The sequence below is a fragment of the Vibrio fortis genome, from assembly GCF_000695685.1.
GTDB lineage: Bacteria > Pseudomonadota > Gammaproteobacteria > Enterobacterales > Vibrionaceae > Vibrio > Vibrio fortis_A.
Map to the genome: position 1 here is coordinate 77659 of NZ_JFFR01000020.1, position 13531 is coordinate 91189.

At 46.7% G+C, this 13531-nt stretch carries 14 protein-coding genes; 9 read left to right on the forward strand and 5 right to left on the reverse strand.

Annotation, left to right across the window (positions count from 1 at the left end):
• Positions 1 to 166 precede the first annotated feature (166 nt).
• Positions 167 to 961 (forward strand): hypothetical protein, encoded by a 795-nt coding sequence (locus VFDL14_RS11225; RefSeq protein ID WP_032551343.1) that lies wholly within the window; start codon positions 167 to 169, stop codon positions 959 to 961.
• A 69-nt stretch (positions 962 to 1030) separates the two neighbouring features.
• Here VFDL14_RS11225 and VFDL14_RS11220 read toward each other — a convergent pair whose 3' ends face one another.
• Both VFDL14_RS11220 and VFDL14_RS11215 read right to left on the reverse strand, forming a co-directional pair.
• The gene (locus VFDL14_RS11220) at positions 1031 to 2380 is read right to left on the reverse strand and encodes an MBL fold metallo-hydrolase RNA specificity domain-containing protein (protein ID WP_032551344.1); all 1350 of its coding nucleotides are present in this window, start codon (positions 2378 to 2380) and stop codon (positions 1031 to 1033) included.
• Between the two features lie 142 nt (positions 2381 to 2522).
• Positions 2523 to 3290 (reverse strand): 1-acylglycerol-3-phosphate O-acyltransferase, encoded by a 768-nt coding sequence (locus VFDL14_RS11215; RefSeq protein WP_032551345.1) that lies wholly within the window; start codon positions 3288 to 3290, stop codon positions 2523 to 2525.
• A 301-nt stretch (positions 3291 to 3591) separates the two neighbouring features.
• On the opposite strand from VFDL14_RS11215, the gene VFDL14_RS11210 reads away from it, so the two are divergent.
• From VFDL14_RS11210 to VFDL14_RS11175, 8 genes are all read left to right on the forward strand, one after another.
• On the forward strand, positions 3592 to 5304 hold the full coding sequence (locus VFDL14_RS11210) for a class I SAM-dependent methyltransferase (protein WP_032551346.1): 1713 nt from the start codon (positions 3592 to 3594) through the stop codon (positions 5302 to 5304).
• A 10-nt stretch (positions 5305 to 5314) separates the two neighbouring features.
• The gene (locus VFDL14_RS11205; RefSeq protein WP_032551347.1) at positions 5315 to 6025 is read left to right on the forward strand and encodes a DUF429 domain-containing protein; all 711 of its coding nucleotides are present in this window, start codon (positions 5315 to 5317) and stop codon (positions 6023 to 6025) included.
• 110 nt (positions 6026 to 6135) lie between these two features.
• Complete coding sequence (gene cysK / locus VFDL14_RS11200) at positions 6136 to 7104, forward strand: cysteine synthase A (protein ID WP_032551348.1); 969 nt, start codon at positions 6136 to 6138, stop codon at positions 7102 to 7104.
• Positions 7085 to 7279 carry a hypothetical protein gene (locus VFDL14_RS11195; RefSeq protein ID WP_032551349.1) on the forward strand — a complete coding sequence of 65 codons (195 nt, stop codon included), beginning with the start codon at positions 7085 to 7087 and terminating at the stop codon, positions 7277 to 7279. Before cysK ends, VFDL14_RS11195 begins: the two co-directional genes overlap by 20 nt.
• A gap of 76 nt (positions 7280 to 7355) precedes the next feature.
• Complete coding sequence (gene tpx / locus VFDL14_RS11190) at positions 7356 to 7856, forward strand: thiol peroxidase (RefSeq protein WP_032551350.1); 501 nt, start codon at positions 7356 to 7358, stop codon at positions 7854 to 7856.
• Position 7857: 1 nt separating this feature from the next.
• Positions 7858 to 8472 (forward strand): peroxiredoxin, encoded by a 615-nt coding sequence (locus VFDL14_RS11185; protein ID WP_032551351.1) that lies wholly within the window; start codon positions 7858 to 7860, stop codon positions 8470 to 8472.
• 262 nt (positions 8473 to 8734) lie between these two features.
• Positions 8735 to 9424, forward strand: coding sequence for a response regulator transcription factor (locus tag VFDL14_RS11180; RefSeq protein ID WP_032551352.1), 690 nt, complete (start codon positions 8735 to 8737; stop codon positions 9422 to 9424).
• Positions 9421 to 10611: a sensor histidine kinase gene (locus tag VFDL14_RS11175; RefSeq protein WP_032551353.1), complete on the forward strand. Its 1191-nt coding sequence runs from the start codon at positions 9421 to 9423 to the stop codon at positions 10609 to 10611. Before VFDL14_RS11180 ends, VFDL14_RS11175 begins: the two co-directional genes overlap by 4 nt.
• Before the next feature lie 89 nt (positions 10612 to 10700).
• Here the strand turns inward: VFDL14_RS11175 and VFDL14_RS11170 are convergent, their stop codons facing one another.
• The 3 genes from VFDL14_RS11170 to VFDL14_RS11160 are packed head-to-tail and all read right to left on the reverse strand — an operon-like array spanning position 10701 to position 13529.
• Entirely contained in the window at positions 10701 to 11165 is a 465-nt protein-coding gene (locus VFDL14_RS11170) for a copper chaperone PCu(A)C (RefSeq protein ID WP_084181867.1), read from the reverse strand.
• Between the two features lie 28 nt (positions 11166 to 11193).
• Positions 11194 to 12369 (reverse strand): hypothetical protein, encoded by a 1176-nt coding sequence (locus VFDL14_RS11165; RefSeq protein ID WP_235201707.1) that lies wholly within the window; start codon positions 12367 to 12369, stop codon positions 11194 to 11196.
• On the reverse strand, positions 12366 to 13529 hold the full coding sequence (locus VFDL14_RS11160) for a methanobactin export MATE transporter MbnM (protein WP_032551355.1): 1164 nt from the start codon (positions 13527 to 13529) through the stop codon (positions 12366 to 12368). Before VFDL14_RS11160 ends, VFDL14_RS11165 begins: the two co-directional genes overlap by 4 nt.
• Positions 13530 to 13531 lie beyond the last annotated feature (2 nt).

A 13531-nucleotide genomic window follows, 5' to 3' on the forward strand; every position in this document is an offset into this window, starting at 1 on the left:
GCATTGCTTACAGTCATAATTAATCTCCTCTCAACCATTAATATTGTTACTAAATTTTACCCATATCATATCCGTGAAGTGCATCGAAACTCATTTTGAAACTGATTGAGTCAATGACTGTATAAATAAAAAATATCTAGCGTTTTTATATGTTTATGGAGGATTTATGAAAACACTAGGCGGCGTTGTTTTGGGGAGTCTACTACTAGTAGGTTGTGGTGGCGGCGGAGGCGGTAGCAGCAGTAGCGGTGGCTCTGGTACTGGCAATTTGAGTGGCCTTCCTGACCCTGGAGGAGTATCAAGCACCAACTATGACCCACGACAGTTGCGTGCTCAAGCGACTTTTTCCAATAGTACTGTCACTGGCTCAACTATCGTTTTTGCACTTACCTATGAGAAAGACGCAACGCGTCTGATGTCAGTCGATGATCTCGATGAAATTGAAGTGTTGGTCGATGGTACACCGGTTGTTTTGACTAATATGTACGGCTTTCTCTACTCGTATGATATGCCAGCTAATGCTTCAAGTTATGAGGTAAGTTGGAAACGTGATGGTGAGGTAATTGCTTCGACGAGTTTTGATGGTGAACCCGCTGAGATTCCGCTCACCACTCTTTACGATGGCAGTGGTGTACAGTTCAGTTGGGTAGAGCAAGCCAACACTACTTATCGCTTTGTGATTCCAGGGTTAACGTGTACGGATCGCTTCGGCAATAATGAACACTTCTCGCACTGGGAAAATGATGATTTATCTAAGAACGTGGTTGAGGGAGGTTTGTACTATGTTCCATTTAGCCTCTTTAACAACTTCACTGAAGACCAGCTAAGAGCTACCTACCAAACTTGTTTCGTTAGCTTAGATGTGACCGGAGAACACCACGACATTAATATTCGAGATTCTGGTTATCAAATGAAGGGCATTGCGATGGGATCTGGCGTTGAACTGCTTACCATTTTCTAAGTTATTCTGACCATGCTCTGAGTTATCTCTATTCAGATATTTAATCTTTGGGGAAGGTTATTCTTCCCCTTATTCTCTAGAAACACTATACCCACGTCCTTCAAGTAATTTGGCAAAGGTGGATTGAGCTTTTGGTTCACCATGAATCAAATGGATCGATTTTGGTGGGGGAGTGATACCCTCGATAAAGCGCATGAGATCGTTTTGTCCTGCGTGAGCGGAATAACCAGACATCGTATGAATTTGTGCGTTCACGGGGATATGAGCTTGGTCGACCTCTACAGACATTTCTCCTTGCTGCAAAGCACGACCTAATGTTCCATGGGCTTGATAGCCCGCTAAAATCACATCAGTTCTCTTGTCGGGTAGTAAAGCTGATAGATAGTTCATGATTCGCCCGCCCTGACACATTCCCGAAGCAGCAATCACTATCGCAGGCTCTGCTGTTGATTTAAGTCTGTTGACCAGTTTCTTGTGGGCTCGGTGATCATCAATCGTAATGCACTGCTCGAACGCCAATGGATTGCGGTGTGCTGCTAATCTCTGTTTCGCTTCCTCTCCCCATAGTTCTTTAAATTGACGATAGGAGCGGGTGATCTTGTGTGCCATTGGCGAGTCAAGAATGATGGGCAGTTGGTGACTCAGAGAGCGCTGCTCGATCATCTGTTCAATATCAAACAGTAGCTCTTGAGTTCTTCCAACGCTAAAGGCGGGAATAAGGATTGCGCCACCATCTTCCAATGAGTGGTCAATAATGCGGTTTAGGGTTTCTGCACGCTCAGCGATATTGGAATGATTGCTCGCACCATAGGTCGATTCAATAAACAGATAGTCAACTCGTTCAGGTGAAATTGGATCGGGCAATAGGGGAGTGTTACTTGGGCCAAGGTCTCCAGAAAACACCACGACCTCTTCATTCGGTAATTTAACCTCAATATAAGCCGAACCAAGTATGTGCCCCGCGGGTTGAAAACGAGCATAAAGAGTATTTGGCCTACCATGATCCTTTTGCTTGTTGAGGTGAGGTGCTCGCGGAATTGGAAACCACTGATGGTAGGCTTGAGGCTGTATTAGTGAGTGAATTCTTTTGAGGATTTGCTTTCGTTGGCGGTGGCTAAAGCCTTGCAGTTTCAACCCATCTTCAATCATTAGCGGGGCAATGGCAGCCGTTGCTTTGGTACAGATGATTGGCTGATTAAAGCCAGTCGCCAGCAGCCATGGAATGCGACCAATATGATCAATATGGCTATGGGTCAGCAACAAAGCGTTTAGGTGCTGAGTCTCAAACTCAACTTCTAATGGGCGAGTATCTGCACCTTGAAACAGACCACAATCAATCAGTATTGCTTGGTCTTCCACTCTAAGCTCATGGCAAGAGCCCGTAACTGTATGTTTACCACCGTGATGAATAACCTGCATTCGTCGCTCCTATTAAAGCCAACCTCAATTGTGCTAATCGTGACGGGCAAAGAAAATAACAGCGACGAAAGTTGCGAGGCCGCGAGCGATAAAATGTAATTGAGCCTTCACTCAGCCCAATTGTCGCGAGATATGACTCTGCTTATTGGGTCGAACTTTTACGTGTATCGAGCTTTGGACTGGCTTCAGCCTCTAAGCGCGCGACTTCTGCATCAAGCTGAGCGATTTTTTCCGCCATTAAAGCGTGGCAGTGATCAGCAAGGGCTCTGGCATCACCCAGTTCGTAATCCGACACATCGATAGGTTCGAGCATTTCAGTGATCACAATGCCGTTGTTGGCGCGATTCAAATCAATCTTGTTGTGAGTGGTACTGGTACACATTGGGGTAATAGGCACACCTGCCTCAATCGCCATACGGAATGCCCCCGTTTTAAAAGGCAAGAGTCCACGGCCTTTACTACGAGTACCTTCTGGGTAAACCCATACCGAAAGGTCTCTTTGGTGAATAGCCTCAGCTACTTGCTTAATCGTATCTCTGGCTTTGGATTTGTCTTCACGATTGATCAAAATGTTACCCGTGATCCAATACAAAACGCCAAAGAATGGAATCCACAGTAAATCGCGTTTACCCAGTGATACGGTGCGCGGCCTTAGCATTCCCGGATCGGTAACGAAATCAAATACACTCTGGTGATTCGAAATGTACACGCTGTTTTTCGGTGTTGGCGCGTTCTCTAACCCGCGCTGAATAATTGTAAGGCCAAGGATCTTTTGCAGTTGATTGAACCAGCGACAAAAGAAATACACATGCTTTGGGTTTTTAGGGCTAAACAGACAGAAAACAAGTGCACTCAGTGTTGTGGCAACCACAAACACCGTAGCCAAAATAAGACGAAGAACAGTAAGCACAGCCGACTCCTTTCCACTGCACATTGGCAGTATTCAAACCGTTGAAGAAGATTAGAGCTTCAGTTCTATTTAACCAAGTTGCAACATTTTGAGAGCGGCAGACATCAAGAGTGAGAGATGTATATAAAACCGCAGTCAAGAATCTAGGATATCAGCACACACGTGTTCACTGGCTAGAGTGATATTGGGATCAAAGAAAACGATCATGCTGAGGAAAAAACAGTAACAACAGCATCTCTAGATAGAAATCTATTAATCATCGACTTATCATTGAGTTAGAACTCACAACAACCGACCTAGTATGTCTTCTACTATCGATTACTATCATCACAATGCGCTTACCTTAAGTCATCAGTACAACTCGGTATCGTTTGAATCTGTACACCACAGTTGGAAGCTTTATTGGCCTCTAGTGGGCGATAAAGTGCTTGATGTTGGCGCTGGTAGCGGGCGTGATGCTCGTTGGATGCAACAACAAGGTTGTGAGGTGATAGCTATCGAACCGAGTAATGCTCTTCGCGAGTTAGGAGCAGAATACACCGGGGTAGAGGTTACTTGGATTAATGATGCACTTCCTGCATTGAGTCGAACTGAAAATCTCGGGATGCGTTTTGATCTTATCTTGGTGAGTGCAGTTTGGATGCATCTTCCAAGCAGCTATCGTGAGCGAGCCTTTCGCAAACTCTCTAATCTACTTGCACCTAATGGCCGCTTGATTATCAGTCTTCGACATGGTGAGTTCGACGACCAACGTCAAGGCTATCCGGTTTCTGTTGAAGAGCTCGAACAGCTGGCAAAAAATAGTGCCTTACAAGTCCGACATATTGACGAGAGTAAAGACCAACTCAATCGAAGTGAGGTTTGGTGGCAGACCGTTGTTATGACCTTGCCTGATGATGGTTCCGGTGATCTCAACAAAGTGCGCCATATCATCGTTAACGACAACAAGTCAGCGACTTACAAACTGGCCTTGTTGCGAACACTATTACGTATTGCTGATGCTCACTCAGGAGCGGTCATCGATAGAAGTGACGGAAAAATACTGCTTCCAGTAGGACTGGTAGCTCTGTACTGGGTAAGACAGTTTAAAAGGTTGATTGATATCGACATTGAAGGTTCTGGTATTCAGCAGAACAGCAATACCACCAAGGGGCTCGGTTTTGTCAAAGAAGATGGTTGGAATCAGCTCAAGCATTTGAGTGCCGACGATCTTGCGATTGGTGCGATGTTTTTAGGAGAAGAAGCGAAAGCGCTACAGAAACTGTTCTCACATACCATAAGTACCATCAAAGCTGGGCCTGTCACTTTTATCTATCAGGGAGCCAAAGACAACAAACTGTTCGAGATACTGCCTCCAGCACAGCGTCGAAAGTCACTCAGTTCTTTGGTGATAGACAGCGACTTCTTAGCCAGCTTTGGTTACTTCACTTTGGATGAGAGTTTGTGGGAGTGTTTTCGAATCTATCACTCTTGGATTGAGCCATTAGTCGTTAACCAGTGGGTGATGGAAATGCAGCGCTTCGAGACAAACCGTGAACGCAACATTTCACTGCAAACCTATCATGACTGCTTGGTGTGGATTGACCACAACCACGATACGCGAGATGTCAGAAAGCGCGTAGAACAACTTCGCAAAGAACACACTGAGATTGTAAGCGTGTGGAGTGGAACTGTGCTTAAGCAAGACTATCACGTTGATCACTGCCTGCCATTTACCTATTGGCCGAACAATGACAAATGGAATTTGTTGCCAACCACAACCAACGAAAACCTCAAAAAAAGTGACAAAGTGCCTACAGCGGAGAAGCTACATAAATCAAAGCAGAGGATCTTGGATTGGTGGCAATTGGCATGGGATCACTCTGACCTATCCAAGCAGCGATTCTTTTCTGAGGCAGCCCTCTCCTTGCCGAACATTCCACCGCAATGCCGTGACTTTGAAGAGGTATTTGATGCGATGGGACTGCAGGTTCGTGGCGTTAAAAGTCGCTTACTTATCAATGAATGGAGTTAGGTAGATAGTCATGAAACACATCGGCATAGATGCCTGCAAAGCGGGGTGGGTGGTTTGGAGTTGTCAGCAAGATGAGGTGCAACTTGAAGTGGTGGCGGAGCTCTCTGAAATAGCAGAACGGTTGCGTGATGCTCATACTCTGATTGATATCCCAATCGGCTTTAGTGATTCCGAAACGCCCGATAGGTTGTGCGACAAAGCAGCTCGAAAATACTTAACGAGAACTCGCGGAGCTTCGGTGTTCCCTGTGCCTTGTCGTGAAGCGGCTTATGCTGAAAGTTACCCTCAAGCTTGCGAGATTAACTTCGAGTTGTGTGGGCGTAAGCTTTCTAAACAGGCTTGGTACATTCTGCCAAAAGTGCGTGAGGTGGATGCGTTACTCAATCTTTACCCTGAACTCTATCTGCGAGAATCTCACCCAGAGGTGATGTTCGCTACTTTGAATGGTGCGCCTTTAGAGCATTCGAAAAAGAGCATTGAAGGCCAACAGCAAAGGCTCGATTTGTTAGCGCGATATCTACCTCAACATATCGATAAGCTCAAGCACCAAGTAGCAACCACCAAGAAATCGAAAGTCGCGCCTGATGATCTCATCGACGCGTTCGCTTTAATGCTGTGTGCTTTGCATTCTGATCAACTGAGCTCCTTTCCAGAGAATGAAGACAAAGATCCGCAAGGGCGAACCCGTGAGATTGTCTATTGGCAGCCGCCATCTGATTAACTCTTTTCATGTCTAAAGGGCCACTTACAGTGCCTTAACTGCCGTTAGTTATCTTCATCATCTGCGAGACGTATTTTCTGTTGCTCTAATTATTAATAAGAGCAGTCGTTATGAGAAACAACATCGCAGAAGATAACTCCTACACCATCGGTCAAACTCCATTGGTGCGCTTGAACCGCGTTAGCAAAGGACGTGTGCTGGCCAAGATTGAATCACGTAATCCAAGCTTTAGTGTTAAGTGCCGTATTGGCGCCAACATGATTTGGCAGGCGGAGAAGCTGGGCAAGCTAGTGCCGGGGATTGAGTTGGTTGAGCCGACTAGCGGTAACACGGGTATTGCTCTGGCTTACGTTGCTGCGGCGCGTGGCTATAAGCTCACTCTGACCATGCCAGAATCGATGAGCTTAGAGCGTCGCAAGCTATTGAAAGCCTTGGGCGCAAACTTGGTTTTGACCGAGGCAGCGAAAGGAATGAAAGGCGCGATAGAGAAAGCACAGCAGATCGTCGATGCCAACCCAAACAAATACCTGCTCCTTCAGCAGTTTGATAATCCTGCCAACCCAGAGATTCATGTAAAGACCACAGGGCCAGAGATCTGGGATGCCACTCAAGGCCAAATTGATGTGTTTGTCGCGGGCGTAGGCACGGGTGGCACCATCACAGGCGTGAGCCGTTACCTCAAGAACTATCAGAAAAAGTCGGTGTTGTCGGTGGCGGTTGAGCCTGCGGAATCTCCGGTTATTTCTCAATCATTAGCAGGGGAAGAGATTCAACCTGCGCCTCATAAAATCCAAGGTATTGGTGCTGGGTTCATTCCCGGTAATTTGGACCTCATCCTTATCGACCACGTAGAACGTGTCACCTCTCAAGAAGCTATCGATATGGCTAATCGACTCATGAAAGAGGAGGGCATTCTTGCGGGGATCTCTTCTGGCGCAGCGGTTGTCGCGGCGAATCGCATTGCCGATATGCACGAATACCGCGGCAAGAACATTGTTACGGTGCTTCCAAGTTCGGGTGAACGTTACCTAAGCTCTGCGCTATTTGCAGGTATGTTCGATGAAAAAAGCAGTAACTAGCGCGTTCACCTCAGTTTTTTGGGGATTGGTGAACACCTTGCTTCCACAAGCGGGTGTCAAAGCCATAAAAGAGCGCATAGCCGATGAAGATGGAACTCTAATCTTTTTCTATGTCGCTCCGGTGTATATCGCGACTTACCTAGGCTTAGTCGCCCTTACTTTTTATAGCCAATAAGCGCCATAGAATAGAGATGGATAAGTCGCTCAATCTTATCTATCTCATTTAATAATAAATATTTCGAAGGTAAATCATGTCAATTACTTTTCAAGGAGAAGCGGTATCTGTTTCTGGTTCATTCCCACAGGCAGGCCAAGCAGCACCAAACTTCACACTATGCTCAGCAGAGCTTGCAGACATCACTCTTGAGTCGATGAAAGGCCAGAAGTTGGTACTGAATATCTTCCCAAGCATCGACACGCCAGTATGTGCGGCAAGCGTACGTGAATTTCACCAAAAGCTAGCAAGCGTTGAAGGCGTTGCGGTATTGAACATCTCGGCAGATCTGCCATTTGCAACGGGCCGTTTCTGCACATCTGAGTCTATCGATTCAGTACAAAACCTTTCTTTCTTCCGCTCTCCAACATTCACTGAAGACTACGGTGTGAACCTGAATGAAGGCGCACTAAAAGGCCTAGCAACTCGCGCAGTGGTTGTGGTTGATGAAGAAGGTAAAGTGATGCACAGCGAATTAGTTTCTGAAATCACAGAAGAGCCTAACTACCAAGCGGTTCTTGAAGTAGTAGGTGCTTAACATGAAAAAGTCACTGTTAGTTATGGCACTTTCTGCTCTGTTCTCGACTGCAGCTTCGGCGCAGTTTGTAGTGACAGAGCAGCACGCTAAACTAGGTTCAGGCGAGATCGTGACGCTAGAGAAAACCAACAAGTTTCATCTAGCAGGTGAAGGTGTAAAAGTGGGCGACTACATGCCTTCTGTTCAGCTAATGACATCAAACCTTAAGCCGTTCGATACCAGCGCAACCAACGGCAAAGTGAAGATCTACAGCTTACTGACGTCAGTTGATACACCTGTATGTGTTCAGCAAGCGGCAGAGCTTTCTCAGTTTGTGAATGAGAATAAAGCGTCACTGAAAGATATCGAGTTTTACGCGATCAGTGCAGATACGCCATTCGCACAGCAGCGTTTTATTTCTGAGCATGAGCTAACGGGTGTTGAGTACCTGTCAGACTCGGTAGAGCATGCATTTGGTGAGAAGACTGGCGCGCTGATTAAAGAGCTTGGCCTACTGACGCGCAGCATTGTGGTGACGGATCAAAACAATAAGATCATTCTTGTACAACGTGTACCAGAACTAACGACATTGCCAGACCTTGCAGCAGCCGTTGAGCTAGCGAAAAAACAAGGTTAATCAATCTCGGTGTTAGAACGCCGATTTTGACGACAAGAGTTCTCTTGTAAATCAATTATTAAGCCCTTCTTTTATAGAGGGGCTTACATTATCTTAAAGAGTAAATCACCTCTTGGCCTTAAACTGCCCCCATTAGAGCAACGCAAACGTTGCCGTGACGAAAAACGTTTATAATGTAAGAGAGTTAAAGCTTTGCTTTTGTGAGATTTTAGCTTTACTGGCTAGGTTGGTTATTAATACTAATTTAAGTAGAGAATATTCAATGTCTGACGTTTTAATAGTGGAAGATGATCTGCAGCTTAGGGAGATGCTGTGTTACTTTTTGAAAAATGTAGAGGGATATTCGGTTGACTGTTTAAGCAGTGGTGAAGGTGCCGCTGAGATAATTATGGATCAAGCGCCTAAATTGGTATTGCTTGATATCCAACTCCCACACACTTCCGGGTTAAGTGTTCTCGAGAGCCTGCGCCAACAAGGCTCGACCATTCCAGTGATCATCATGACCGCCAACGACAATGAGATCACTGAAACCAATGCGCTCACAATTGGGGCGAATGATTACATCACCAAGCCAGTCCGCACCAATGCACTTCGCGAGCGTATCCGAAAGCTCCTAGAGCAGAAACCAAGTATTCACTCTCGGGTTGAAGAAGAGTTGATATTTAGGTTGTGCCCTAGAAACTCAACCCTGCAGTTTAAGCACATTACGGTTCCATTGATTCCCTCCGAATTTGAGCTCCTTGAGTTGTTGGCGAAAGCCGATGAGCCCATGCCAGTACATGAGCTTTTCCAGCATATTCATGGCTTTCCTTATCACATTGAAGACCGCTCTATTTACATGCGAGTGTCGACCCTGCGTAAAAAGCTCAGCGCCTACCTGCCAGATATGGAGCTGATTAAAAATAAACGCAGCCGCGGTTTCTACCTTAACTATCAGGTAGTGGTTCGATGAAAACCTTTATCGGTCAGATCATCAGTTCGTTGATCTTGGGCTACTTGATAAGCACCATGCTGTCATTGGTGTTACTGGCTCCGTACAAAGAACAACTGCAGCAAGACCTGAACTTTCGCCGCTTAGAGATGGTGTTGAACGGTTTTCTTGAGCCGCTCGTTCCCAGCAAGCCTGAAGAAGAGGCTCCAGTTTGGTTATTCCAATGCGATGTCTCGACGGAGGAGATGCAAAGGGTCGATGAGGGTGAGTACACACTGGCGAAGAAACGCGGTGATAAAGAGATTTTAGGTACGTTTAACAGCGAGGCTTACAATAACGATCCTGCGATTCGTCATATCAAGCTGGTGGAGATTTTGGAAGATGTCCTGCAGCTTGTGTGTACGCTGATCATCTTAATCTTGTCGCTGCGCACTTGGACCAATGGCTTTAAATCGCTTCATCATTTATCTGCACACTATGCGCGGGGCGACTTTAAGGCCCGTGTCGATGAAACGGGCCCTGAAGCCGTGAAAACACTGATTGCCAATCAACATCAAATGGCGGAAGCGATAGAGAGTTTGATGGTGCGTCAAAAGATGATCTTTGCGGCACTGCCTCATGATATTCGAACGCCACTCTCATCGATTCAGCTCACCAGTGACATGTTGGTCGAGAGCCACAACAGCGATGCATTCCTGTTAACCAAGCTCGATGAGCAGGTGAGAAGCCTGAACATGTTGTGTGAGAACAGTCTCCACTTGCTAAAGATCTTAAACAAGCAGGTGCCATTAGCTAGAGAAGAGGCGAACTTTGAAGCGATAGTGCATAAGACTTTCTCGGCACTGAGCAACAAAAAAGGGTTGGAGCTGGTTAACTGCGATCAAACGATCACCACCGATCGTAAAGTGCTCAAGATATTGCTCTTCAACATCCTCAGTAATGCGTGCCGTTACACGCGCGAGAACATCAAGATTGTTTACACCAACTACCCACATTTCGATGTCGTGAAGATCAGCGATGACGGACGTGGCTTTCCACAGCCGATCATCCAAGCATTTAATAATGGCGATATTGATAGTATCAAACCGCAAGATGGCTTTGGGATCGGGATGCTGCTGATCTACGAGCTTACCGCACATTTGAACGGCAAAACCCTGTTGTCGAATACTGTTCACGGCGGGCAGGTGACTCTCATCATGCAGCGCTGATTCTTTTAGTCTGTTGAAATACAAAAAAGCCCCCTTGGTGTAAGAAACACAAGGGGGCTTGTTTTTAGCTGGTTACTAGTGACCAGTAATCAATGGTGATGGTGCACGTGCGCGTTTTCTTCAACCGCGAGCTCGACTTCTACTTTGCCTGCATTCTTAAATTGCAGCGTCATTGGGAAGCGTTCGCCTTTTTTATAAGACTTGTTTGGGTTGAAGATCATCAAGTGGTAGCCGCCCGGCTTGAACATCACTGTCTTCATGCTGCCAATACGCACGTTGTCGATTTTCATCATCTTCATCATGCCGTCCGACATCTCATGAGTGTGAATCTCTACGCGACTTGCGATAGGGGTTGAGGCGCTGATTAAAAAGTCATCCTTTGTCGCTAGGTTCTTGAGCTGGAAAAAGCCTGCAATTACAGTGGCATTAGGCGGAGCTTCACGACTCCAAGGGTGATCAATTTGAATACTATCTGCGGTGTATTCATGAGCCGCGACATTGATGCTAAAAAGCGTCGCGATAAATAGAATCAAAGTGTTGAGCTGTTTTTTCATAATAGTCTCTCTTGTTTTTAATAATCGGTTACCAAGTCAAGTTGCCCTGATACACCAGCCAAAAGGCCAGTTGGTTTTGTTGAGTAATGGATTCGTAGTTGGTTTGAAATCGCACCTGCTGGAATGGTGCAATTTGCCAGTTGGCAATAGCACTGACGCGTTGCGGGTTGTGGCCATTTGCATCGAGTGCTTGTTCGAATTCGCTGCTGGTTTGGGTGACGTCATTATCGGTGGTTAGCCAGTCGTAACGGGCGGCTACTTCAATGTCTTCAAACTGCCAGCTGAGTTGAGTAGTGATACCGTGTTGAAAGGCATCGAGTTCTGAGCGGATCTGTTGAGAATCGGCGAGAGTCGATTCAAGGCGTTGTCCCATCCACTCAAGTTGCCAGTTCAATGCTCCCCACTGAAGATTGCCGCCGAAAGATGCCAGTGTCGTGTCACCATCAAACATAATATTGATGTCCGTTGGATGAGCATGACCGTGGTTATCAGAAGCGTCCGCCTGTCGCTGGTGGGCTTTAAAGTAGGCAAGACTTGCGACTAGGTTGAGTTGATAGTCACTGCGCAAATGATGCCACTGTGTATGCAGCCCGAATGCAGCGGGTGACGCGGAATCTGTATCGTACTGCGCCGGGAAACCATCACCACGCCCAACCCACAGAGTAATGTCATACTGGTTTTGTGCGTAGGTCGCTTGAACTGCGTCATTGGAGTATTGATTCCCCAGAAAAGCCTGCTGAGTTAACGATGCATCTAAGAAGCGCCAGTCATGTTCATGGGTGCTGTTGTACAAGCCAATCTCGCTCAGCTGACGGCCAAGGCGCAGCGTCCAATCCTGATGTAGATAGGGCTGCAGCCATAACTCTTCCAACTCAACGGCTTCACCGTGATGGCTGCCGATGACTAGCTTAGTCGCGAGCACTTGGTCTAGGCTAGCCAGAAACCCCAGTTCACCGTGCATAAACTGCAAGCCTTCTTCGTAGTGGAATGCACTGGTGTCGGTAAGCACACCGGGAATGGTGTAAGCCGAATCTCGGTCAGTTTGGTAGTAGCCGAATTGGGCAAACACATTGGTTTGTACATTTACCTCACTTAGGTTCATGTTATCGACAGTGCCAGTTTTAGCACTAACGGAAGCGGTGAACATCAGCATTCCCAGCGATGCTGTGATTGCTCTATTAAGAGTGTTTTTAGAAAAGATCATTGCGCAGCTCCTTGTACAAATGGGTTGGAGTAACGTGGGTTAGAGATAAACACCTCGTCACTCAGCGCATTGAGGAAGGCCAGCATGTCCTGCTTCTCTTGTTGGCTTAGGGAAAAGCCTTTGACGAACTCACTCTTGTTAGGGTTGGTCCTACCATCGCCTTGATACTCTCCTGAAGTAATGTTGCGGCCACCGTTGGCATAGAAATCTAGAACTTCCGCTAGGGTCGCGATGCTGCCATCGTGCATGTAAGGGGCGGTAAACTCGACGTTTCTGAGTGTTGGCGGGCGGAACTTTCCTTTGTCTTGTGGGTTTTGAGTCACGGTAAATAGGCCGTTGTCTTCAATCGGGTAGCTACCTTCATCATCTAGGTTGTACAAACCTGTATTGAAAAAAGGGCGCGACACGAATACCGAGTCACTGTGTAGGGTTGAATCGCTGAAGTTAAAGCCATTGTGACAGTGGAAACACTCCATCTTTTCACTGTTAAACAGATCTTGTCCGCGCAGGGCTGAGCTGCTCATGGTGCCCTTATCAAAGTCTGAGTCTTTGGAGATCAACGCTCGGTTAAACACGGCCAACGCCTTGATGATATTTGGAAATGTCACCGCGTCTTGGTCATCAGGAAAGGCGGCATTAAAGCGGTTGAGGTAATCCACATCAGTGCGAAAACGCTCTAAGATTGCCTCTCGATTTGAGTCGTTGATTCCTATCTCAACGGGGAACTCACCAAACAGCGGGATCACCAACTGTTGCTCAATCTCTTTCAAGATAGGGTTTGCCCACGTGTAAGAGGCGTTGTAGCCAATGTTGGTCAAGGTTTGAGAGTTGCGGTGCAACACCTCTCCCGTTGAACCTGTGGGTACGGCTAATCCGTCAGAAAACGCCAATGCCTGCTGGTGGCACGACTCACATGACATGGTCTGATTGCCAGACAGCTTGGTGTCATAAAAGAGGTGTCTCCCTAGCTGAAACTTCTCTTCCGTTGCAGGGTTATCTGCAGGCTCTTTCGGTTGAGGGAGAGAGCCCGTTTGGAAGTCAAAACCAAATGGATTGGTGGTGTTTTCTGGGGTAACGGTATAGCTTGATTCGCTGCCACAGCCTGCGAACATGACGATCGCAAGCGATGCCAGCAAACCTCGCTTCAGGTTTGCTGACATAG